The 22011-nt window shown below is 74.0% G+C and carries 15 protein-coding genes; 11 read left to right on the top strand and 4 right to left on the bottom strand.

All coding sequences use genetic code 11. The features are described 5' to 3' along the window. Positions 1-1192 (top strand): acyl-CoA dehydrogenase family protein (locus tag HCN56_RS12190; protein ID WP_209312638.1); only part of this gene is annotated, 1192 nt, incomplete at its 5' end. After that, a complete protein-coding gene (locus tag HCN56_RS12195; RefSeq protein ID WP_245246477.1) occupies positions 1186-2493 on the top strand; it encodes a type III polyketide synthase in 1308 nt (435 codons plus the stop codon). The genes HCN56_RS12190 and HCN56_RS12195, both read left to right, overlap by 7 nt. Before the next feature lie 126 nt (positions 2494-2619). Here HCN56_RS12195 and HCN56_RS12200 read toward each other — a convergent pair whose 3' ends face one another. Then, positions 2620-4113 carry a ricin-type beta-trefoil lectin domain protein gene (locus HCN56_RS12200; protein ID WP_376770870.1) on the bottom strand — a complete coding sequence of 498 codons (1494 nt, stop codon included), beginning with the start codon at positions 4111-4113 and terminating at the stop codon, positions 2620-2622. 579 nt (positions 4114-4692) lie between these two features. Here HCN56_RS12200 and HCN56_RS27420 point away from each other — a divergent pair. The 5 genes from HCN56_RS27420 to HCN56_RS12225 all read left to right on the top strand — a co-directional run bounded on the left by HCN56_RS27420 (position 4693) and on the right by HCN56_RS12225 (position 12951). Next, positions 4693-5544, top strand: a complete 852-nt coding sequence (locus tag HCN56_RS27420) for a PadR family transcriptional regulator (RefSeq protein WP_167970292.1) — start codon at positions 4693-4695, stop codon at positions 5542-5544. Beyond that, positions 5528-6313 (top strand): ABC transporter ATP-binding protein, encoded by a 786-nt coding sequence (locus tag HCN56_RS12210; protein WP_167970294.1) that lies wholly within the window; start codon positions 5528-5530, stop codon positions 6311-6313. Before HCN56_RS27420 ends, HCN56_RS12210 begins: the two co-directional genes overlap by 17 nt. Next, positions 6313-9177 (top strand): FtsX-like permease family protein, encoded by a 2865-nt coding sequence (locus tag HCN56_RS12215; protein ID WP_167970297.1) that lies wholly within the window; start codon positions 6313-6315, stop codon positions 9175-9177. The genes HCN56_RS12210 and HCN56_RS12215 overlap by 1 nt, the downstream gene beginning before the upstream one ends. Before the next feature lie 154 nt (positions 9178-9331). Beyond that, positions 9332-10147 carry an ABC transporter ATP-binding protein gene (locus tag HCN56_RS12220; RefSeq protein WP_167970299.1) on the top strand — a complete coding sequence of 272 codons (816 nt, stop codon included), beginning with the start codon at positions 9332-9334 and terminating at the stop codon, positions 10145-10147. After that, positions 10147-12951 carry an ABC transporter permease gene (locus tag HCN56_RS12225; protein WP_167970301.1) on the top strand — a complete coding sequence of 935 codons (2805 nt, stop codon included), beginning with the start codon at positions 10147-10149 and terminating at the stop codon, positions 12949-12951. The genes HCN56_RS12220 and HCN56_RS12225 overlap by 1 nt, the downstream gene beginning before the upstream one ends. Positions 12952-13085: 134 nt before the next feature. Here HCN56_RS12225 and dcd read toward each other — a convergent pair whose 3' ends face one another. From dcd to HCN56_RS12240, 3 genes are all read right to left on the bottom strand, one after another. Beyond that, entirely contained in the window at positions 13086-13661 is a 576-nt protein-coding gene (dcd, locus tag HCN56_RS12230; RefSeq protein ID WP_167970303.1) for a dCTP deaminase, read from the bottom strand. Between the two features lie 48 nt (positions 13662-13709). Then, on the bottom strand, positions 13710-14609 hold the full coding sequence (locus HCN56_RS12235; RefSeq protein ID WP_312871197.1) for a Yip1 family protein: 900 nt from the start codon (positions 14607-14609) through the stop codon (positions 13710-13712). A 218-nt stretch (positions 14610-14827) separates the two neighbouring features. Further along, a complete protein-coding gene (locus HCN56_RS12240) occupies positions 14828-17152 on the bottom strand; it encodes a (Fe-S)-binding protein (RefSeq protein ID WP_167970305.1) in 2325 nt (774 codons plus the stop codon). A 417-nt stretch (positions 17153-17569) separates the two neighbouring features. Between HCN56_RS12240 and dnaK the strand changes: the two genes are divergently transcribed. From dnaK to HCN56_RS12260, 4 genes are all read left to right on the top strand, one after another. Continuing rightward, positions 17570-19429 carry a molecular chaperone DnaK gene (gene dnaK / locus HCN56_RS12245; RefSeq protein WP_167970307.1) on the top strand — a complete coding sequence of 620 codons (1860 nt, stop codon included), beginning with the start codon at positions 17570-17572 and terminating at the stop codon, positions 19427-19429. Beyond that, positions 19426-20166, top strand: coding sequence for a nucleotide exchange factor GrpE (grpE, locus tag HCN56_RS12250; RefSeq protein ID WP_167970309.1), 741 nt, complete (start codon positions 19426-19428; stop codon positions 20164-20166). The genes dnaK and grpE overlap by 4 nt, the downstream gene beginning before the upstream one ends. A gap of 93 nt (positions 20167-20259) precedes the next feature. Next, positions 20260-21465 (top strand): molecular chaperone DnaJ, encoded by a 1206-nt coding sequence (gene dnaJ / locus HCN56_RS12255; RefSeq protein WP_167970311.1) that lies wholly within the window; start codon positions 20260-20262, stop codon positions 21463-21465. Positions 21466-21475: 10 nt separating this feature from the next. Then, positions 21476-21922 carry a heat shock protein transcriptional repressor HspR gene (locus HCN56_RS12260; RefSeq protein WP_167970322.1) on the top strand — a complete coding sequence of 149 codons (447 nt, stop codon included), beginning with the start codon at positions 21476-21478 and terminating at the stop codon, positions 21920-21922. The last annotated feature ends 89 nt before the right edge of the window (positions 21923-22011 follow it).

Raw genomic sequence — 22011 nt, forward strand, 5'->3', positions numbered from 1 at the left:
CCGGCTGGCGCCGCGCTTCGCCGCCCGCGCGGCCGCCCACGACGCCGCGGGCACGTTCCCCGCGGCGGACTTCGACGACCTGCGCGCCGCGGGGCTGCTCGGGTTGCTGGTCCCGACCCGCCTCGGCGGCAGCGGCGCCTCCTTCGCCGAGTACGCGGCCGTCGCGGAGGCGGTCGCGACCGGTTCCGGCGCGACGGCGCTGGTCTTCAACATGCACGCTTCGGTCACCGGCGCCCTCGCCCACACCCCCGACGAGTTGCTCCGTGAACTCGGCGTCGGACCGGAGGTGTTCGCCGCCCGCGACCGGGCGCTCTCGGCGGCCGCCGCCGGCGCGCTGTACGGCGTCGCGATGAGCGAACGCGGCGCCGGATCGCGGCTGTCGCGGATCACCACCGGCTACCGCCGGGTCGAGGACGGCTTCCGGCTCACCGGCGCCAAGGCCTTCGTCTCCGGCGCCGGACACGCCGACGCCTACCTCGTCGCCGCCCGCGAGCGGACCGACGACGACGCGGCGGCCGACAGCGAGGGCCCGGCCGGCGGCCCCGAGACCGGGACGCCGGCCCGGGTCTCGTACTTCCTCGTGCCGGCGGGCGAGGGGGTGCGGGTCGAGGAGACCTGGGACTCCCTCGGGATGCGCGCCACCGGCAGCCACGACCTGCACCTGGACGTCGCCGTGCCGGGCGACGCGCTGCTCGGCGGCATCGACGGGCTGGCGGTGCTGCTGGCCCAGGTCATGCCGCAGTGGCTGGTCGCCTCCTACGCGGCCGTCTACGTCGGGGTGGCACGCTCCGCGCTCGCCGCGGCGGCCGAGCACGCCCGAGGGCGCGGTCTGGAGTCCCTGCCGCTGGTCCGCGCGCGGCTCGGCCGGGCGGACGCGGCGACCGCCGCCGCCGGCTTGGTCGTGGCCGAAGCGGCGCGGCGGGTGAGCGAGGCACCCGGCGAGCCCGAGACCAACCGCTGGGTGTGGCGCGCCAAGCTGGTCGCCGGCGACACCGCCGCCGAGGTGGCGTCCTCCGCGCTGGAGGCGGCCGGCACCTCCGCCACCCGGCGCGGCCACGCCCTGGAACGTATCTACCGCGACGCCCGCTGCGGCGCGCTGCAACCCGCCACCTCGGACGTCTGCGCCGACTGGCTCGGTGTCGCGGCGCTCGGCGGCGACCCCGAGAACGCCGCCGGACCGAGCCGATGGTGACGGTGCGGGCGGCGACCCGTCCCGCGCCCGCCGCCGGGCGCCCCACTTCCGGTCCCGCCGCGCCCGGCCCCACCCCACCTGCAGCCGCCGCACCTGAGGCCGCCGCGCGCCCGGCGGCGCTCCACCGGTCGGCGGCGGAGGGCGCGGGAACGGCGGTCGGGGCGCCCGGGCCGGGCGCCGTCGTCGCCGGCGTCGGCATCGCCGTGCCCCGCCCGGTCGGCCAGGACGAGCTGTGGGAGCAGCGGTTCCGCCACCACTTCGGCGACTCCGCGCTCGCCCGCCGCATCTTCGCCTCCGCGGGCGTCCGCCGCCGCCACACCGTGGTGGATCTCGGCGCGGAGGACCCCGCCGACTGGTCCACGGCCGACCGGATGCGGCGCTACGCGCGAGAGGCGCCCGCGCTGGGGCACCGGGCGGTCACCGCGGCGCTGGCCGAGGCCGGGCTCACCGCCGCCGACGTCGGCCAGCTCACGGTGGCCTCGTGCACGGGCTACGACACCCCGGGGCTGGACATCCGCCTCGCCGGATCGCTCGGCATGCCGGTCGACGCGCAGCGGCTGCTGGTGGGGCACATGGGCTGCTACGCGGCGCTGCCCGCGCTCGGCGCGGCCGCCGACCACGTCGCCGCGCGGGGCCGGCCCGCGGTGCTGCTCTGCCTGGAACTGCCCTCGCTCCACCTCCAGCCGGCCGACTCCGACACCCAGCAGGTGGTCACCCACGCCCTGTTCGGGGACGCCGCCGTCGCGCTCGTGCTGCTCCCACCCGGCATTGGGGCCGCCGTCGCCGGGCCCGTCCCGCGCCCGACGGCGCCGGCGGGCGCGGCGCTGGAGCTGGTCGACGTCGTGGCGCGCACCGACCCCGGCACGGCCGAGCTGATGACCTGGCAGGTGACCGATCTCGGCTTCCGGATGGGGCTGTCCCCCGAGGTGCCCGCCGTCCTCGCGCGGCACGTGCGCCCGGTGACCGAGGAACTGCTGTCACGCCACGGGCTGGCGGTCGGGGAGGTCGCCGGGTGGGCCGTCCACCCCGGCGGGCCGCGCATCCTGGAGACGGTCGAGGGCGAACTGGCGCTCGGCCCGGCCGCGTTGGACGACTCCCGCGCAGTGCTGGCGGAGTACGGCAACTGCTCCTCGCCGACCGTGCTGCTGGTGCTGGACCGCATCCGTGCCGGGGGCGCCGGCCCGGCGGGGGCCCCGCCGCCGGACGGCGCGCCGGTGGTGGCGATGGCGTTCGGCCCGGGCCTGACGCTGTACGCCGCGCTCTTCCGCGTACGGCGGCCGGCGGCGCACCCGGCCGGCTGAGGGCCGTCGACGCGGGCCGGCCGCGCCACCCGCCGAGCCACCGGCCCGGGGTTGCCCGCCGTGGCTCAGCTGCGGCTCACCGGCCCGCGCCTCCGCCCTCGGCGGTGGGGCGCGGGCCGGGCGGGGTCAGACGAGCCGCTGCGTCGCACGCCCGTCGCACGGCTGGAGCGTGACGCCGCCACCGCTCGCTGCCGGCAGCGTCACGCACAGCTCGCGCGCCGCCTCGGGCGTCAGCGACCCGTCTGCCGCCCGCTCGAAGCGCTGCGCCTCGGTGCCGTTGCAGTTGTGGAGCTGGAGCCCCGCACCGACGCGGAAGGCGCGGCCCGGGACGTCGAGGCAGCGGTCATGGCTCAACCCCGCGTGCAGCGAACCCCGTTCGACGTCGTGGTACCACTCCTGCCCGCGCGCCCCGTCGCAGTCCTCGCCGCGCACGGGCGTGCCGTTGGCGGTGCGGCCGGCGGCCGGGGCCAGGCAGCGGCTGCCGTCGGCAGCCGCCAGCGGCCGGAAGACGTCGTCCCAGGCACCCTCGAACAGCACTGGCTCGCCGGTGCTCGCCGGGTCGGCGCAGCCGGCCTCGCGGAGCTCGGTCGCCCGCATCGCCGTCAGGCAGGCGGCGAAGGCGCCGTGGCCGTCGGCGTTGGGGTGGAAGGACTGCCGGACCGAGTTGGCGTCCGGCGGGAAGGGGTTGGTGACGTCCACGGTGAGGCCGCGCGCCCAGGGGGCGTCGCTGCAGACCTCGTGGCCGTGGAAGAGCCGCGAGGCGTCCAGGTAGGCCGCGTCGGCGTTCTTCGCCGCGGCCCGCAGGCTCTCCTGGAACAGCGGCACCGCCTCGTCGCGGACCCAGCGCGCGTCGGCGTCGTGGAAGGTGCAGCCGCCGACCAGCCGGCCGAGGTGGCGGGGGTTGTCGCGCCGGTCCGGCCCCAGCGGCCCCGGGTAGGACATCAGCACCATGCGGTAGTCGTCCCGGGCGTACCCGGCGTCCGACATCACGGCGTGGAGGTCGGTGACGGTCTCCTCGACCTTGGGACGCAGCTCGTCCACGCGCTGCTGCCAGCCCGGCGCGTACGTCGGGTGGCAGGGGCCGCGCCAGTGCAGGAACCAGGAGAGCGCGCAGTCGGTGATGACCGGGCCGAACTCCAGGTCGTCGTTGGCGCCGACGACCAGCACCACGGTGTCGACGGCGGTGTTGCGGGCGGCGACGGCGAGGCTGTCGGCCTGGAGGGGTTCGTCGAACCGGGGGGTGCCGTCGGAGCGGATGTTGGCGGTGGCGGCGCCGGAGCAGGCGAAGTTGTAGGTCACGTCCGCGGGGATGCCGGTGCGGTGGATCGCCGCGTCGTAGGAGCGGTGGCACCAGTTGTCCGGCCCGTCCGTCGCGGGGTCGTAGTTGCCGACGCCCTCGCCGGAGATCGCGCTGTCCCCGAGCGAGACGAGCGACACCTGCCGATCGGCGGGGGCCGGTGCGGCGGCGTCGCCGTACAGCTCGGTCGCCTGCCGGGCGCGCATCTCCTCCAGCTCGGGCGGGAGCGCGCTCGCCTCCGCCGCCGGGCCAGCCCCCGGGGCGGAACCGGGGCCGGTGCCGCCGCGGGCGGTGACGCCGCCCTCCGGCCAGGCGACATCGATCCGCCAGGGGCCCTCCGGCAGCCAGGGGAGCCGGAACCCGCCGGGCAGGTCGACGGTGACGGCGGCCCCCGGCGCGGTCACCTCGACCCGCTCCACCTCGCCCCCGGGCGCGGCGCCCGCGGTGGGGGCACCGGTCGCGAGCAGGCCCAGGGCGGCCAGCGCGACCACACCCGTCCGTGTCGGTCGACGTCCGGGCAGGGGTGAGCGCACAGGGGACTCCCTTCGGCGGCATGTCTGTTGTTCGGTTTGTACCGGCTCGCGGCGGTCCCGTGAATCCCCCGTGCGGTTGTCCTCGGAGTGCGCGCCGCGCACCGGCCCGGCGCCGCACGCCCCCCGGCGCGCCGGGCGAGGCGGCGACGCCGACCGGGCGCGGGGACCGGGCCGGCGAGCGAACAGGCATCGCACACCCCGGTGCCATACCGCGTATGCAACGGTCGTCATACTGGGTATGCTTTTCTCGGTCGAGGGGCTGGGGTGGCGCTGAGCTGCACAAACGCTCGGCCGTCAGGGTTCGGGGGGCGGGTGCTTCACCGGGGTTGGGTTGCGCTGTCGCTGACATACTGGGTATACATACTCGGTATGTCGATCAGGTACGGGCTGCTGGCGCTCCTGGAGCGCGGGCCGTCGCACGGGGCGCAACTGCGCCTGGACTTCGAGGCGCGGACCGGCGCCAGCTGGCCGCTCAACATCGGCCAGGTGTACACGACCCTTGCCCGCCTGGAACGGGACGGCCTCGTCGCCTCGGAGACCGCCGACGCCGGACGGCAGCGCTATGCCCTCACCGGCGAGGGGCACCGCGCGGTGGCCGAGTGGTTCGCCCGGCCGGTGGACCGCTCGCACCCCGCGCGGGACGAACTCGCCATCAAGATCGCGATGGCGGTCGCCACGCCGGACAGTGACGTCCGCGCGGTGATCAGCGTGCAGCGCCGCCACACCCTGCGCGTGCTGCAGGGGTACGCACGGCTCCAGGCGCGGGCGCTGGCCGCCGGCACCGTCGAACGCAAGGGGTTGGCCTGGCTGCTGGTGCTGGAGCAACTTGTCTTCCGCGCGGAAGCCGAGGTGCGCTGGCTGGAGCACTGCGAGCGCGTCCTCGACGACCTGCCGCAACCGGCCGACGGGCCGCCCCGCGCGGCCGACGGACCCGGCGCCGAGCCCCGGCCCAGCAGCTCCGGCGCCGCCCGTGCGGGCGGCGGCGCCGGAACGGGACACCGCCCGCACCCGGTACGGCGGCCCGCGAGGCCCGGCCGCGCCCCGCACCACCGCTGCACCGCGGCGACGCACCACCACGGCGACGCACCGCCGCACCGGGCTGCCCCACCACGGCGACCGCCGCGCAGCCCCGCAGGACCGCACCACCGCGGCGCCCCGACGCCGCCTCCCAGCCACGCAGGACCGCCCGAGAGGGGACGAGAGCATGAGCAGTGCCGCTGACGAACAGGGGAAGCACGGCGTGACACCCGCACACCGGCCGGAGGGCGCGTCGCGTCCGGTGCTGGAGTTGCGGGCGGTGTCGCGGGTCCACGGCAGCGGGATCGCCTCCGTGCACGCGCTGCGGTCGATGAACCTGGCGGTGATGCCGGGTGAGCTGGTGGCGGTGATGGGGCCGTCGGGGTCGGGGAAGTCGACGCTGCTGACGATCGCCGGGGGCCTGGACGTGCCGTCCTCGGGTGAGGTGCTGATCGAGGGGACCGCCCTGGGCGGTCTCTCGCGGGCGGGCCAGGCCAAGCTGCGGCGTTCCAGCGTGGGGTACGTCTTCCAGGACTACAACCTGATCCCGGCGCTGACGGCGGCGGAGAACATCGCGCTCCCCCGGGAGCTGGACGGCGTCTCGGTCCGCACCGCGCGGACCGAGGCCCGCGCCGCGCTGGCGGAGATCGGGCTGACCGAGGTCGCGGACCGGTTCCCGGACGAGATGTCCGGCGGTCAGCAGCAGCGGGTGGCGATCGCGCGGGCCCTGGTGGGGGACCGGCGGCTGGTGCTGGCCGACGAGCCGACCGGTGCGCTGGACTCCACCACGGGCGAGGCCGTCCTCGGCCTGCTGCGGCGCCGCTGCGACGGCGGCGCGGCCGCGGTAATGGTGACCCACGAGCCGCGGTTCGCCGCCTGGGCGGACCGGGTGGTCTTCCTCCGCGACGGCTCCGTCGTCGACGAGTCGTCGTCCCCCGCCGCCGAGTCGCTGCTCGACGGGGGAGGCGCCTGATGGAATTCCTGAACACCTGGCGGCTGGCGCTGCGCATCGCGCGGCGTGACGCGCTGCGGGCCAAGGGCCGCAGCATCCTGGTGATCGCGATGATCGCGCTGCCGATCATCGGCGTCACCGCCATCGACATCAGCTTCCGCAGCTCCCAGCTCACCACCGAGGAGCAGATCGACCGGGCCATGGGCGCCGCGGACGCCCATATGTTCCCGGGCGCCCCCGTCCCGCTGCTGCAGGACCCCGAGGACCCGACGCAGTGGACCACGGCCGACGAAGCCGACGGCGAGACCGCCGAGAGCGGGACGGACGCCGACCCCGAGGCCGAGCAGCCGAACGATGAGCAGGCGGCGCGTGACATCGCCGCGCTCTTCCCCGGCGCCGAGCTCGTTGTGGAGCACGGCTGGTACGGCGCCGAGGTGACCACCGCCGGCGGCCTGGCCGCGATCCACCTGCGCGAGTGGGACCTCGACGACCCGCTGACCGGCGGGAGCGCCACCCTCCGCGAGGGGCGCGCCCCCCGGGAGCAGCACGAGGCCGCCGCCACCACCGCGTTCCTGGAGGTCGCCGGCCTCGCCGTGGGCGACACCGTCGCCGTCCGCGGCTTCGACGGCGAGTTCACCCTCACCGGCTCCTACGAGCTGCCCGGCGACCTCGACACCGAGCAGCTGACCGTGCTGCCGGGCACCGGGGTGGTCGACACCCTCGCCGCCGAACCCGGCGCCGAGGAGTACCTCTCCTACGCCCGGTACTTCGTCACCTCGGACACCCCGGTGGACTGGGACGCGGTCCAGAAGGCCAACGAGCGGGGCTGGATTGTCGACTCCCGGGCCGTCCGCCTCGACCCGCCGCCGCGCGACGAGGTGCCCTACTTCGCCGCGGGCCACGGCTGGTCCGGCGGTGGGGGCAGCGCGCCCCTCGGTGTCGTGCTGGTGCTGGCGCTGGTGATCCTGGAGATCTGCCTGCTGGCCGGGCCGGCGTTCGCCGTCGGCGCGCGGCGCTCGCGCCGGATGCTGGGGCTGATGGGTGCCAACGGCGCCGACCGCCGCCACGTGCGCGCCGTGATGCTGGCCGGCGGTGCACTGCTCGGTCTCGCCGCGGCCGTGATCGGTCTCCTCCTGGGCTTCGCCGCCGCGTTGCTGGCGTGGAACTGGCTGGAGGAGTCGGCGGGCAGCCGGTTCGGCGACCTCACCGTCAACCCGCTGGAACTGCTCGCCATCTGCGCGCTCGGCGTCGGCACCGGCTTGCTGGCCGCGCTGCTGCCGGCGCTCGCCGCCTCCCGCTCGCCGATCCTGGAATCCCTCACCGGTCGTCGGGGTGTGCGCCGGACCGGGCGTGAACTCCCGATAGCTGGGGGCCTGTTCTTCGTCCTCGGAACGGCCGTCGCCGTGCTCGGCGCGCTCTTCGTCAGCAACGCCATGGTGGTGGTGGCCGGTGTCGTCGTGGCGCAGCTCGGTCTGGTCGCCACCACCCCGGTGCTGGTCGGCCTGTTCGGCCGCGTCGGCCGGTTCCTGCCGCTCTCCGGGCGGCTGGCGGTCCGCGACGCCGTCCGCAACCGGTCCCGCACGGCCCCCGCCGTCGCCGCGGTCCTCGCCGCGGTCTCCGGCGCCGTCGCCGTCGCCACCGTCGTGGCGAGCACCAACGCGGAGAACGCCGCCGCCTACCGGGCGACCGTCCCCTCCGGCGGGGTCGTGATCTCCTCCGACCGGCCGGGCGACCTGCCCGCCGCGACGGAGTCCGCCCTGCGGACCCTGCCCGTCACCGAACTGGCCACCATCGGACGGCTCGCCGACACCGGGGAACTCTGCCACCTGCTGAACGCACCGGCGGAGTGCGCCGAGCCGGTGGTGCAGCTGCCCGCGGCCGCCGTCTGCGACCGGGAAGCGTTCGAAACCGGTTTCGACGCGGCGCGCGCGGAGGACCCCGAGCTGACCGTGGCGGAGTACGACCCCGCATGCGTGGAGGACTGGTGGGTCAAGACGCCCACCTGGAGCCCCGTCAGCGTCGCCGGCCCCGAGCTGCTGCGCGTCATGGAGATCGACGATCCCGACGCCGCCGCCGCACTGGAGCGCGACGAGGCGGTCGTGTACGACGAGCGGCAGGTCCACGAGGACGGCACGCTCCGGCTCGCCCCGCTCACCCGTGAGGAGCAGGACCGGGAGCAGGAGCCGCGGCCGGAGGACGTGGCCGCCCTGCCGGCCACGGTCGGCAAGGAGGCCGACTACGGCGCCCGCCCCGGCGAGGTGCTGGTCACCGCCGCCTGGGCGGAGGCCAACGGCTACCGGGTCGTCGACGAGGCCGTCGTGGTGGCCACCGACCGTGACCCCACCGATGCCGAGGTCCAGGCGTTGCGGGAGGCACTGTCCTCGGGCGACGGCTCGCCCGGCTCCGGGTCGACCGCGCTCACGCTCCACGTCGAGGAGGGTCACACCTCCGACAGCCAGCTGGTGCTGCTCATCCTCGGTCTGTTCGCCACCGTGGTGACGCTCGGCGCGGCCGGTATCGCCACCGGTCTGGCGCAGGCCGACTCCGAGGCCGACCTCGCGACGCTCTCCGCGGTCGGCGCACCGCCCCGGGTCCGGCGGACGCTCTCCGGCCTGCAGTGCGGGGTGATCGCCCTGATGGGCGTGGTGCTCGGCTCGCTGGCCGGGCTGGTGCCGGGAGCGGCGATCCGGCTGGCCGGCCACCAGGAGATGCACGAGCTCTGGCGCACCGACTGGTACGGCGGTCCGGAGACCGAGCCGCAGCTGTTCCTGGAGATCCCCTGGGGGACCATCCTTCAGCTGGTCTTCGTCGTGCCGCTGCTCGCGGCGGTCGTTGCGGCGCTGATGACCCGCTCCACCCCGGCGGTGAACCGCCGGGAGCAGTAACGGCCCGAGCCGGCGCCGCCCTCGCGGGTGGCGGCGCCGGCGGGGGATACCACCCGCACCGCACGTGCCGCCCCGCGGCACGGCTACACGACGGCAACGCAGCACGGCGACAGCGCCACAGGGCAGCAGCGCACCATCCGGAGGGGACAGCAGTATGAGCAGCGACGAGAAGCAGGAGAACGGCGCCGGGAGACCGGCGGCCGCACCCACCGGCGAGGCCACACCGGCCGCAGCGGACACCGCTGACGCGTCGCGTCCGGTGCTGGAGTTGCGGGCGGTGTCGCGGGTCCACGGCAGCGGGATCGCCTCCGTGCACGCGCTGCGGTCGATGAACCTGGCGGTGATGCCGGGTGAGCTGGTGGCAGTGATGGGGCCGTCGGGGTCGGGGAAGTCGACGCTGCTGACCATCGCGGGCGGCCTGGACGTGCCGTCCTCGGGTGAGGTGCTGATCGAGGGGACCGCCCTGGGCGGTCTCTCGCGGGCGGGCCAGGCCAAGCTGCGGCGCTCCAGCGTGGGGTACGTCTTCCAGGACTACAACCTGATCCCGGCGCTGACGGCGGCGGAGAACATCGCGCTCCCCCGGGAGCTGGACGGCGTCTCGGTCCGCACCGCGCGGACCGAGGCCCGCGCCGCGCTGGCGGAGATCGGGCTGACCGAGGTCGCGGACCGGTTCCCGGACGAGATGTCCGGCGGTCAGCAGCAGCGGGTGGCGATCGCGCGGGCCCTGGTGGGGGACCGGCGGCTGGTGCTGGCGGACGAGCCGACCGGTGCGCTGGACTCGGCGACCGGTGAGGCGGTCCTCGGGCTGCTGCGGCGCCGCTGCGACGCGGGCGCGGCCGCGGTGATGGTGACCCACGAGCCGCGGTTTGCCGCCTGGGCGGACCGGGTGGTCTTCCTCCGCGACGGCTCCGTCGTCGACGAGTCGTCGTCCCCCGCGCCCGAGTCGCTGCTCGACGGCGAGGGCGTGTGATGGGCCTGCTGCGCACCTGGCGGCTGGCGCTGCGCATCGCGCGGCGTGACGCGCTGCGGGCCAAGGGCCGCAGCATCCTGGTGATCGCGATGATCGCCCTGCCGATCATCGGCGTCACCGCCATCGACATCAGCTTCCGCAGCTCCCAGCTCACCACCGAGGAGCGGACCGACCGGGCCATGGGGGCGGCCGCCGCGTCACTGCGGCTCGCCGGGGTGCCCGTCCACCAGGACCCCGAGAACTCCCAGCGCTACCAGCTCGTCGACGAGGACGCCGTCGACGAGTACTACGACTCCGCTGCCGACCCGCTCGGCGAGGAGGCCGCGCGTGGGGCCGCCGCGATCACCCCTTCCGGGGCCGAACTGATCGTGGAGGGCCATTGGTACGGGGCGGAGGTCACCACCGCGACCGGGATCACCGAGGTGGAGATCCGGGAGGCGGACCTCGCCCACCCCGTCGCCGGCGGGAAGACCACCCTGCTGGAGGGCCGGGCGCCGCGTGACGCGAACGAGGTCGCGGCCAGCAGCGCCTTCCTGAAGACCGCCGGCCTCTCCGTCGGGGACACGCTGAGCTTCGCCGCCTCGGACGGCGGGTTCACCGTCACCGGCTCCTACGAACTGCCCTCCAGCCTGTACACCGAGCAGGTCACCGTGCTCCCCGACGCCGGCCTGATCGCGGAGGTCGCGGCCGAGCCGGACGCGGAGCCGGAGCGGTACTCGGCCGACTACCTGGTGCACTCGGACGCGCCGTTCACCTGGGAGATGGTGCTGGCCGCCAACGAGCAGGGCTGGCTGGTCGACTCCCGCGCGGTGCGGTCGGACCCGCCGCCGCGCGACCAGGTCCCCTACGACGACGGCTCCTGGGCGAGTCCCGACGACGGCATGGGCGTCGTCATGATCACCGTGCTGGCGCTGGTGATCCTGGAGATCTGCCTGCTGGCCGGGCCGGCGTTCGCCGTCGGCGCGCGGCGCTCCCGCCGGATGCTGGGGCTGATGGGCGCCAACGGCGCCGACCGCCGCCACGTGCGCGCGGTGATGCTGTCCAGCGGGATCGTGCTGGGTCTCGCCGCCGCGGTGGTGGGCATCGTGCTCGGCCTGGTGGCCATGCTGCTGGCGCAGGAGTGGCTGGAGACGAGCGCCGGGGAGCGGTTCGGCGCCCTGACGATCAAGCCCGTCGAACTGCTCGCGATCTGCGTGCTCGGCGTCGGGACCGGGCTGCTGGCGGCGCTGCTTCCCGCGATCACCGCCTCCCGCGCGCCGATCCTGGAGTCGCTGACCGGGCGACGCGGGGTCCGCCGGGTCAGCCGGGTGCTGCCGGTCGTGGGAGCGGTACTGTTCGTCCTCGGTGCCGCGTGCGCCCTGGCCGGTGCCCTCACTGTCAACGATTCGTTCCTGGTCGCAGGCGGAGTGATCGTCGCGCAGCTCGGCCTGGTCGCGACGACCCCGGCTCTGGTCGGGGTCTTCGGCCGCGTCGGCGGGTTCCTGCCGCTGTCGGGGCGGCTCGCGCTGCGCGACGCGGTCCGCAACCGCGCCCGTACCGCACCGGCGGTGGCGGCGGTGCTCGCCGCGGTCTCCGGGGCGGTCGCCGTCGCCACCGTGGTCGCCTCCACCGACCTCCAGCAGGAGACGACCTACGACCCGACGGCCCCCATGGGCGTCGTGGTCATCCACTCCGCCACGGCGGGAAGCCTGCCCGCCGCCCGGGAGGCGGCCCTGCGCGAGCTGCCGGTCTCCGAACGGGCCGAGGTCGGCCGGGTCGTCCCCGGCGAGCAGGTCTGCGACCTCTGGCAGGTGTCGGAGGCCTGCCCCGAGCTGGTGGTGCAGCTGCCGGAAGCCGCGGTCTGCGACTGGGACACTTACTACGAGCGGCTCATGGCGGCCCGGGAGGAGAATCCCGACCTCACGATCCAGTCGTTCGAACCCGCCTGCTACTCGGACTTCTCCCCGACGCCCCTGTGGCTGCCGATCGCCGTCGCCGGACCCGAGTACCTCGACGTCCTCGCCGCCGACGACCCGGACGCCGCCGCGGCGCTGGAGCGCGGGGAGGCCGTCGTCTACGACGAGCTGACGATCCACGGGGACGGCACGGTGCGGTTCGACCTCGTCGCCTCCGACCACGTGGACGCGGAGCACGAGGAGGCCCTGGCGCTGCCCGCGACGCTCGGCTCGCCGTCCCCGTACGGCGGTCGGCCCGGGGAGGTCCTGATCTCCGCCGCGGCGGTGGAGGCGGCCGGCTACCAGGTGGCCGACCACGCGCTGGTGCTCGCCACCGAACGGCAGCCCGCGGACGCCGAGATGCAGGCGCTCAGGGCGGCGCTGGACGTGCTCCCCGGTGACATCTACGTCTACGTCGAGGAGGGGCACACCTCCGACGCCGAGATCGTGCTGCTCGTCCTCGGCCTCTTCGCCATGGTGGTGACCCTGGGCGCGGCCGGGATCGCCACGGGTCTGGCGCAGGCCGACTCCGAGGCGGACCTCGCCACCCTGTCGGCGGTCGGCGCCCCGCCGCGCGTGCGGCGGACGCTCTCCGGACTGCAGTGCGGGGTGATCGCCCTGATGGGCGTGATCCTCGGGGCGCTCTCCGGGGTGGTGCCCGGTACGGCGATCGTCCTCTCCGAGTTCCGGACCGAGCACGAGCACTGGCAGAACAGCCTCGACCGGACCCCGGAGACCGAGCCGCAGCTCTTCCTGGAGCTGCCCTGGGAGACCATCCTCCAGCTGGTGGTGGTCGTGCCGCTCGTCGCCGCGGTGGTGGCGGCGCTGATGACCCGCTCCACTCCGGGGGTGGCGCGCCGGGGCGAGTGACCCCGGCGACGGCTCCGTGCCCGGCCGCCCCTGCGGCCGGGCACGGTGAGGGAAAGGGCGCGGCCCGGCTCCGGTGGGGGGAGTCGGGCCGCGCCCTCCGCATGTCCTGGGCGCCCCGCGCGCGGGGCGTTCGCTCAGAACCGGGTGCGGTGGAAGTCGATGTAGGAGCGGGAGGCGGTCGGGCCGCGCTGCCCCTGGTAGCGGGAGCCGCCGGCGCCGGAGCCGTAGGGGTTCTCGGCGGGGGAGGTCAGCCGGAACATGCAGAGCTGGCCGATCTTCATCCCCGGCCAGAGCTTGATCGGCAGGGTGGCGACGTTGGACAGCTCCAGCGTGACGTGGCCGGAGAAGCCCGGGTCGATGAAGCCCGCGGTGGAGTGGGTGAGCAGGCCCAGCCGCCCCAGCGAGCTCTTCCCCTCCAGCCGGGAGGCGATGTCGTCGGGCAGCGAGATGACCTCGTACGTCGAGGCGAGCACGAACTCCCCGGGGTGGAGGATGAACGGCTCCTCGCCCTCCGGCTCGATCACGCGGGTCAGGTCGGGCTGCTCGACCGCGGGGTCGATGTGCGGGTAGCGGTGGTTCTCGAAGACCCGGAAGTACCGGTCGAGTCGCACGTCGATACTGGACGGCTGCACCATCGCCGGGTCGAACGGGTCGATCCGCACGCGCCCGGCGTCGATCTCGGTCCGGATGTCCTTGTCTGAGAGAAGCACGCCCCGCAGGTTACCCGCCCCGCGGCGGGCGGCCTGCGGGGCGTCCGCTCAGAAGGTGCCCAGCTTGACCAGCATCAGCAGCGCCAGCAGCTGGATGGCGCAGGCCGGAAGCGCACGCTGCCAGGGGAGTTCGTGCGACCGCATCACCATCATGGTGAGCAGCACGCCCGCGTACAGCCAGGTGACCCAGCCCACGATCTGCACCACCGTCGCCGCGCCGCCGAGGAAGATGGCGAGCAGCAGTCGGGGCACGTCGGTCAGCGACATGATCAGCATCGCGAGGCCCACGGTCGGCGCCCAGTGGCCGTTGCCGCCGAGCTGGCGGGCCAGCATGTGGGTGACGGTGGAGAGCAGCAGCGCGCCGCAGACCATCGCCACACCGGTGATCAGCAGGTACGGCACCACGCTGGAGGCGGTGGTGTCCAGCATGGTCTGCCGGGCGTCGTCGAGGCCGAAGACGGCGACCAGGCCGTACAGGAAGCTGACGATCAGCGCCGGTGCCCACATCGGGTAGTCCCGCATGCGCCAGAGCGTGGGAACGGGACGCAGCACCAGGCCCTTCAGCAGCTCCTTCCACGGCAGCCGGGGGCCGTACGCCTCGGGGTGGGGCGGAGGGCCCTCGCCCGGGCCCTGCGGGCCGCCGGGGGAGTCGGCGCCGTACGTGGTGCCCTCGTTCCAGCCGCCGGGGCCGCCCGGACCGGGGCCGTGGTGGCCGGGGCCGCCGGGCCCGTACTGGCCGGGTCCGTGGTGGCCCGGCCCGGGGTGGCCGCCGTACGGGTCGTGCCCGCCCCGGGCGCCGGGGTCCTGCGGCCCGTGGCCCATGACGGGCATGGGCGTCGTCTCCCGGTAGTGCTGCCCGGCCGGGGGGCCGTCGAACTGCGGCCGTGGCTGTCCGCCCGGCGTGGTGTCACCGCGTCGGCCGTTGCGTTTGTTCCTGAATCCACCCACGCATACGAACGTACCCCCTGCGGGGAGTTGCGCGCGCCGCGGTCACCCTGACGCAGCCCCGATCCGGCCGCCCGCGATCCCCTACGGACCGTCCGCGTCGCCGGTCCGCCGTGTCCGGCAGGGGCGGACCGGCGACGCGGACGGACACGCCGCGGGCCCGGCACCGGTGGCTCGGGTTCGAGCGGCACCGGGCCGGGCCCGCGGGTGGAGCCACCGGGTCAGGAGGCGGGAGCCGGAGCCGGTTCCGGGGCGCCGGCCTCGCCGGCGGTCTCCCCGCCCTCGTCGGGGGTGCGCACCGAGTCCAGCAGCAGCTGGGCGACGTCCACCACCTCGATCGACTCCTTGGCCTGGCCGTCGTTCTTCTTGCCGTTGACCGAGTCGGTGAGCATCACCAGGCAGAACGGGCAGGCGGTGGAGACGATGTCGGGGTTGAGGGAGAGTGCCTCGTCGACGCGCTCGTTGTTGATGCGCTTGCCGATGCGCTCCTCCATCCACATCCGCGCGCCGCCGGCGCCGCAGCAGAAGCCGCGCTCCTTGTGGCGGTGCATCTCCTCGTTGCGCAGCCCCGGCACCTTGCCGATGATCTCGCGCGGCGGGGTGTAGACCTTGTTGTGCCGGCCGAGGTAGCAGGGGTCGTGGTAGGTGATGAGCCCCTCGACGGGAGTCACCGGGACCAGCCGCCCCTCGTCGATCAGGTGCTGCAGCAGCTGGGTGTGGTGGATGACCTCGTACTCGCCGCCGAGCTGCGGGTACTCGTTGGCGAGGGTGTTGAAGCAGTGCGGGCAGGTCGCCACGATCTTCTTCTTCGACCGCTCGACGGTCACCGCCGGCTCGTCGCCGTCGGCCGGGGTCTCCCCGAAGGCGGCGTTGAGCGACTCGACGTTCTGCTGACCGAGCTGCTGGTAGAGGAACTCGTTGCCGAGGCGGCGGGCGGAGTCACCGGTGCACGCCTCGTCGCCGCCCATGATCGCGAAGTTGACGCCCGCGATGTGGAGCAGCTCCGCGAAGGCCTTGGTGGTCTTGCGGGCGCGGTCCTCCAGGGCGCCGGCGCAGCCGACCCAGTAGAGGTAGTCGACCTCGGTGAGGTCCTCGACGGTCTTGCCGACCACCGGCACCTCGATGCCGGTCTCCTGCCGGAGTTCGGCGGTCCACTCCAGGCGCTTCTTCTTGGCCATGCCCCAGGGGTTGCCCTTGCGCTCCAGGTTCTTGAGCATCGTGCCCGCCTCCGAGGGGAACGCGGACTCGATCATCACCTGGTAGCGGCGCATGTCGACGATGTGGTCGACGTGCTCGATGTCGACCGGGCACTGCTCGACGCAGGCGCCGCAAGTGGTGCAGGACCACAGCACCTCGGGGTCGATGACGCCGCCGAGCTCGCCGGGGCTCGTGGCGGCCGGTCCGACCAGGGGGCGCTCGGCCTCGGCGAGGGCGGCGGCGGGGACGTCCCTCAGCTGCTCGGCGCTGGCGCGCTCGGTGCCCTCGGCGTCCTTGCCGCCGCCGGCGAGCAGGTAGGGCGCCTTGGCGTGGGCGTGGTCCCGCAGCGACATGATCAGCAGCTTGGGGGAGAGCGGCTTGCCGGTGTTCCAGGCGGGGCACTGCGACTGGCAGCGGCCGCACTCGGTGCAGGTGGAGAAGTCCAGCAGCCCCTTCCAGGAGAACTGCTCGACCTGGGAGACGCCGAACTCCGGCTCGCTGTCGTTGTCGTCGTCGAAGACGGTCTCGAAGTCGATCGGCTTGCCGCCGGAGGTCATCGGCTGCAGCTCGCCGAGGGCGGTGGAGCCGTCCGCGTCGCGCTTGAACCAGATGTTGGGGAAGGCGAGGAAGCGGTGCCAGGCGACGCCCATGTCGGTGTTGAGGGCGACGGTGATCGCCCAGACCATGGTGGTGCCCAGCTTGATCATGGCGACCAGGTAGACCAGGTTCTGCAGCGACGCCGCGCTGAGTCCGTCGAAGGCGGCGACCAGCGGGTAGGAGACGAAGTAGGCGGGCGTCCAGCCGTCGACGCCGTGCAGCGCGCCCTCCAGGCCGCGCAGCAGCAGGATGGCGGCGCCGATGGTGAGGATGACGTACTCGACGAAGTACGCCTGCCAGGCGGTGGAGCCGGTGAACCGGGACTTGCGGCCGGCGCGCGAGGGCAGGCTCAGCAGCCGGACGCCGATGAGGGTGAGGATGCCGACCGTGGTCATCAGCGCGATGAACTCGATGTACATCTCGTAGGGCGTGAACGTCCCGATGACCGGGAGCACCCAGTCGGCCCGGAAGAGCTGCCCGTAGGCCTGCACGATGGTCAGGCCGAGCGTCAGGAAGCCGATGGCGACGAACCAGTGGGCGACGCCGACGACGGCCCAGCGGTTCATCCGGGTGTGCCCGAGGAACTCCCGGGCAAGGGTCCAGGTGCGCTGCCCCGGTTCGTCGGTGCGGGTGCCCGCGGGGACGGGGCGGCCCAGGCGCAGGAAGCGGACGATCTGCGCGACGGCGCGGCTGAACAGTGCTACGGCGACCGCGGTGAGTACCAGCGAGACGACGATCGCGACGAGCTGCATGACGGCTCCTCGAACCTGCGGGCGGATGGTGGGCTGCTGCTACCCCGGCGGGCGGAGCCACCCAGTCTACTGAACGGTAACTTACCGGGGTTCGTCTGAGCGTATCGAGTACCGGGGGCGGGGTGCGGCAGCGGCGCCCGGTCGGGGTGGTCGCGACGGGCACCCGGGCGTGGTGTCGGTCGTTCCCGGGAGGGCCGGGCGGCGCGGCGGGCGGTGCTCCCGCGGGGCTGCCGTGGCGGCCGTGGCGGCTGGGGTGCGCGGGGGTGGCGGGGGTGGTCTCCGGTCGGGGTGAGCGTAAGGGCCGGATAAGAATTGAGCGGCTGCGACTCAAGTCATTTGATAGAGGGATTGACGACTGGGCTCGGCTGATGCACTCTTGAGTCGGATCTACTCAAGGTATGAGCTGGAGGAACCGAAATGGCACGTGCGGTCGGCATCGACCTGGGTACGACGAACTCCGTCGTCAGTGTTCTCGAAGGCGGTGAGCCCACCGTCATCACCAACGCCGAGGGCGCCAGGACCACGCCGTCCGTCGTCGCCTTCGCCAAGAACGGCGAGGTGCTCGTCGGCGAGGTGGCCAAGCGTCAGGCCGTCACCAACGTCGACCGCACCATCCGTTCGGTCAAGCGCCACATGGGGACCGACTGGAAGGTCAACCTCGACGGCAAGGACTTCAACCCGCAGCAGATGAGCGCCTTCATCCTGCAGAAGCTGAAGCGCGACGCGGAGTCCTACCTCGGCGAGAAGGTCGCCGACGCGGTCATCACCGTGCCGGCCTACTTCAACGACCACGAGCGCCAGGCCACCAAGGAGGCCGGTGAGATCGCGGGCCTCAATGTCCTGCGCATCGTCAACGAGCCCACCGCGGCCGCCCTCGCCTACGGCCTGGAGAAGGACGACCAGACCATCCTGGTCTTCGACCTCGGTGGCGGCACCTTCGACGTCTCGCTGCTGGAGATCGGCGACGGCGTCGTCGAGGTGAAGGCCACCAACGGCGACAATGCCCTCGGCGGCGACGACTGGGACCAGCGGGTCGTCGACCACCTGGTCAAGCAGTTCCAGAACGCCCACGGCGTGGACCTCGGCAAGGACAAGATGGCGCTCCAGCGCCTCCGCGAGGCCGCCGAGAAGGCGAAGATCGAGCTCTCCAGCTCGACCGAGACCTCCATCAACCTGCCCTACATCACCGCCTCGGCCGAGGGCCCGCTGCACCTCGACGAGAAGCTGACCCGGGCGCAGTTCCAGCAGCTCACCCAGGACCTCCTGGAGCGCTGCAAGACCCCGTTCCACAACGTCATCAAGGACGCGGGCGTCCAGCTCTCCGAGATCGACCACGTCGTCCTCGTCGGTGGCTCCACCCGCATGCCGGCCGTCGCCAACCTGGTCAAGGAGCTGACCGGCGGCAAGGAGGCCAACAAGGGCGTCAACCCGGACGAGGTCGTCGCCATCGGCGCCAGCCTCCAGGCCGGCGTCCTCAAGGGCGAGGTCAAGGACGTCCTGCTGCTCGACGTCACCCCGCTGTCCCTCGGTATCGAGACCAAGGGCGGCATCATGACCAAGCTCATCGAGCGGAACACGACGATCCCGACCAAGCGCTCGGAGATCTTCACCACCGCCGACGACAACCAGCCCTCGGTGCAGATCCAGGTCTACCAGGGCGAGCGCGAGATCGCGGCGTACAACAAGAAGCTCGGGATGTTCGAGCTGACCGGCCTGCCCCCGGCGCCCCGCGGCGTCCCGCAGATCGAGGTCACCTTCGACATCGACGCCAACGGCATCATGCACGTCTCCGCCAAGGACCTCGGTACCGGCAAGGAGCAGCGCATGACCGTCACCGGTGGCTCCGCGCTGCCGAAGGACGACATCGAGCGCATGATGCGCGACGCCGAGCAGTACGCCGACGAGGACGCCAAGCGCCGCGAGTCCGCCGAGACCCGCAACCAGGCCGAGCAGCTCGTCTACACCACGGAGAACTTCCTCAAGGAGAACGGCGAGAAGGTCTCCGACGAGCTGAAGACCGAGGTCGAGGGCGCGGTCGGCGAGCTCAAGGACGCGCTCAAGGGCGAGGACACCGCCGCCATCCGGACCTCCTCCGAGAAGGTCGCGGCCACCAGCCAGAAGCTCGGCCAGGCGATGTACGCCGACGCCCAGGCCTCCGGCGCCACCCCCGGCCCCGAGGGTCAGCAGACCACCGGTGACCAGCAGAACGCCGCCGACGACGACGTCGTCGACGCCGAGATCGTGGACGACGAGAAGCCGAAGGGCGGTGCGGCGTGACGAAGGAGCCCGAGGGCTTCGACGAGAAGCCCGAGGTCCCCGACGCGGACGCGACCACCACACCCCCGTCGGAGGCCGCGGCCCCCGAGGGGGAGCAGGAGAAGCAGGCCGACCGGGGCGCCGGTGACGACGCCCCGGAGGGGGACGACAAGGCCCTGATCGAGGCGGCGCTCACCGCCCAGCTCGACCAGACCCGTTCGGCGCTCAACGAGCGCACCCAGGACCTCCAGCGGCTCCAGGCGGAGTTCCAGAACTACCGCCGCCGGGTCGACCGCGACCGCGTCCAGGTCAAGGAGGTGGCCGTCGCCAACCTGCTGACCGAGCTGCTTCCGGTGCTGGACGACATCGGCCGCGCCCGTGACCACGGGGAGCTGGTCGGCGGCTTCAAGCAGGTCGCCGAGTCGCTGGAGACGGTCGCCGCGAAGATGGGCCTCGCGCAGTTCGGCGAGGAGGGCGAGCCCTTCGACCCGACCGTCCACGAGGCGCTGATGCACAGCTACTCGCCGGAGGTCACCGAGACCACCTGCGTGCAGATCCTGCAGCCCGGGTACCGCATCGGTGAACGCACCATCCGCCCCGCGCGGGTGGGGGTCGCGGAACCGCAGCCGGGCGCCCCGGCCAAGGATTCCGCAGGCGACGCCGCCGACGGTGCCGAGCCGGAGGGCTCCGACGCCTCCGGTGACGCCCCGGCCGCCGGTGATGCGCAGAAGGAGAACGGTGGCTCCGAGGACGGCTGACGCCGTGCCGGAACCCGCCGTGCCCCCGGTCGGCCCCTTCCAGGGGGCCGGCCGGGGGCACGGCTCGGACGTGTGGAAGGAGGGACGCGCCGGGTGAGCACGAAGGACTTCATCGAGAAGGACTACTACAAGGCCCTCGGCGTCCCCAGGGACGCCACCGAGGCGGAGATCAAGAAGGCGTACCGGAAGCTGGCCCGGGAGTTCCACCCCGACGCCAACAAGGGCGACGCCAAGGCCGAGGAGCGCTTCAAGGACGTCTCCGAGGCCTACGACGTCCTCGGGGACGCCAAGCGCCGCAAGGAGTACGACGAGGCGCGGGCGCTCTTCGGCGGCAACGGGGGCTTCCGCCCCGGGCCGGGCGCCGGGGGCGGCGGGCAGTTCAACTTCGACCTCGGTGACCTCTTCGGCGGCGCCGGCGGCGCACCCGGCCCCGGCGGCACCACCGGGACGCAGCAGCCCGGCGGGTTCGGCGGCGGTATCGGCGACGTCTTCGGCGGCATCTTCAACCGCGGCGGCACCGGACCCCGGACCCAGCCGCGCCGCGGCCAGGACATCGAGTCGGAGGTCACCCTCAGCTTCACCGAGGCCGTGGACGGCGCGACCGTGCCGCTGCGGATGTCCTCCAGCGCCGCCTGCAAGTCCTGCCGCGGTACCGGCGACAAGAACGGCACCCCGCGGGTCTGCCCGACCTGCGTCGGCACCGGCCAGGTCAGCCGCGGCGGTGGCGGCGGGTTCTCCCTCACCGACCCGTGCGTGGACTGCAAGGGCCGCGGCCTCATCGCCGACGACCCCTGCGCCGTCTGCCGCGGCTCCGGCCGCGCCACCAGCTCCCGCACCATGCAGGTGCGCATCCCCGCCGGGGTCTCCGACGGGCAGCGCATCCGGTTGCGGGGCAAGGGCGCGCCGGGTGAGCGCGGCGGGCCGGCCGGCGACCTGTACGTCGTGGTCCACGTCGACGGCCACCCGGTCTTCGGGCGGCGCGGCGACAACCTGACCGTCACCGTGCCGGTCACCTTCCCCGAGGCGGCGCTCGGCGGCGACGTCAAGGTCCCGACCCTCGGCGGTCCGCCCGTGACGCTGAAGCTCCCGCCGGGCACCCCCAGCGGGCGCACCATGCGTGCCCGCGGCAAGGGCGCCACCCGCAAGGACGGCACCCGCGGCGATCTGCTGGTGACCATCGAGGTGGCAGTGCCGCGCGACATGGGTACGGAAGCCAGGAAGGCACTGGAGGAGTACCGGCAGGCGACCCAGGGCGAGGACCCGCGGGGAGCGCTGTTCGAGGCCGCGAAGGGAGACTGACGTGGACGGCCTGGGCGGACCCAACCGGAACCCGTACGAACTCACCGACGAGACACCGGTCTACGTGATCTCGGTGGCGGCCCAGCTCTCCGGGCTGCACCCGCAGACGCTCCGGCAGTACGACCGACTGGGACTGGTCTCCCCGGACCGCACCGCGGGCCGGGGCAGGCGCTACTCCGCGCGCGACATCACGCTGCTGCGCGTCGTGCAGCGGCTGTCGCAGGAGGAGGGCATCAACCTCGCCGGCATCAAGCGGATCATCGAACTGGAGAACCAGGTGGCCGCGTTGCAGGCGCGCGTCGCCGAGCTCCAGCAGTCGGTGGACGGGGCGGCCGTGGCGATGCGCCAGCGGGAGCAGCAGGTGCACGCCTCCTACCGGCGCGACCTGGTGCCCTACCAGGACGTGCGGCAGTCCTCCGCGCTGGTGGTGTGGCGCCCCGACCGGCGTCGCCGCTGACGGAACCGCACCGCGCACCGCACACCGCGCACCGAACGACGGGCCCCGGCCCGCCGGACCACCGCCCCTCGGGGCGGCCCCGGCGGGCC

The sequence above is a fragment of the Streptomyces lonarensis genome (assembly GCF_012033735.1).
GTDB lineage: Bacteria > Actinomycetota > Actinomycetes > Streptomycetales > Streptomycetaceae > Streptomyces > Streptomyces lonarensis.

Coding starts and splice junctions, on each gene's coding strand:
- HCN56_RS12195 (WP_245246477.1), top strand. CDS start 1,186: ATGGTGACGGTGCGGGCGGCGACCCGTCCCGCGCCCGCCGCCGGGCGC.
- HCN56_RS27420 (WP_167970292.1), top strand. CDS start 4,693: ATGTCGATCAGGTACGGGCTGCTGGCGCTCCTGGAGCGCGGGCCGTCG.
- HCN56_RS12210 (WP_167970294.1), top strand. CDS start 5,528: ATGAGCAGTGCCGCTGACGAACAGGGGAAGCACGGCGTGACACCCGCA.
- HCN56_RS12215 (WP_167970297.1), top strand. CDS start 6,313: ATGGAATTCCTGAACACCTGGCGGCTGGCGCTGCGCATCGCGCGGCGT.
- HCN56_RS12220 (WP_167970299.1), top strand. CDS start 9,332: ATGAGCAGCGACGAGAAGCAGGAGAACGGCGCCGGGAGACCGGCGGCC.
- HCN56_RS12225 (WP_167970301.1), top strand. CDS start 10,147: ATGGGCCTGCTGCGCACCTGGCGGCTGGCGCTGCGCATCGCGCGGCGT.
- HCN56_RS12240 (WP_167970305.1), bottom strand. CDS start 17,152: ATGCAGCTCGTCGCGATCGTCGTCTCGCTGGTACTCACCGCGGTCGCC.
- dnaK (WP_167970307.1), top strand. CDS start 17,570: ATGGCACGTGCGGTCGGCATCGACCTGGGTACGACGAACTCCGTCGTC.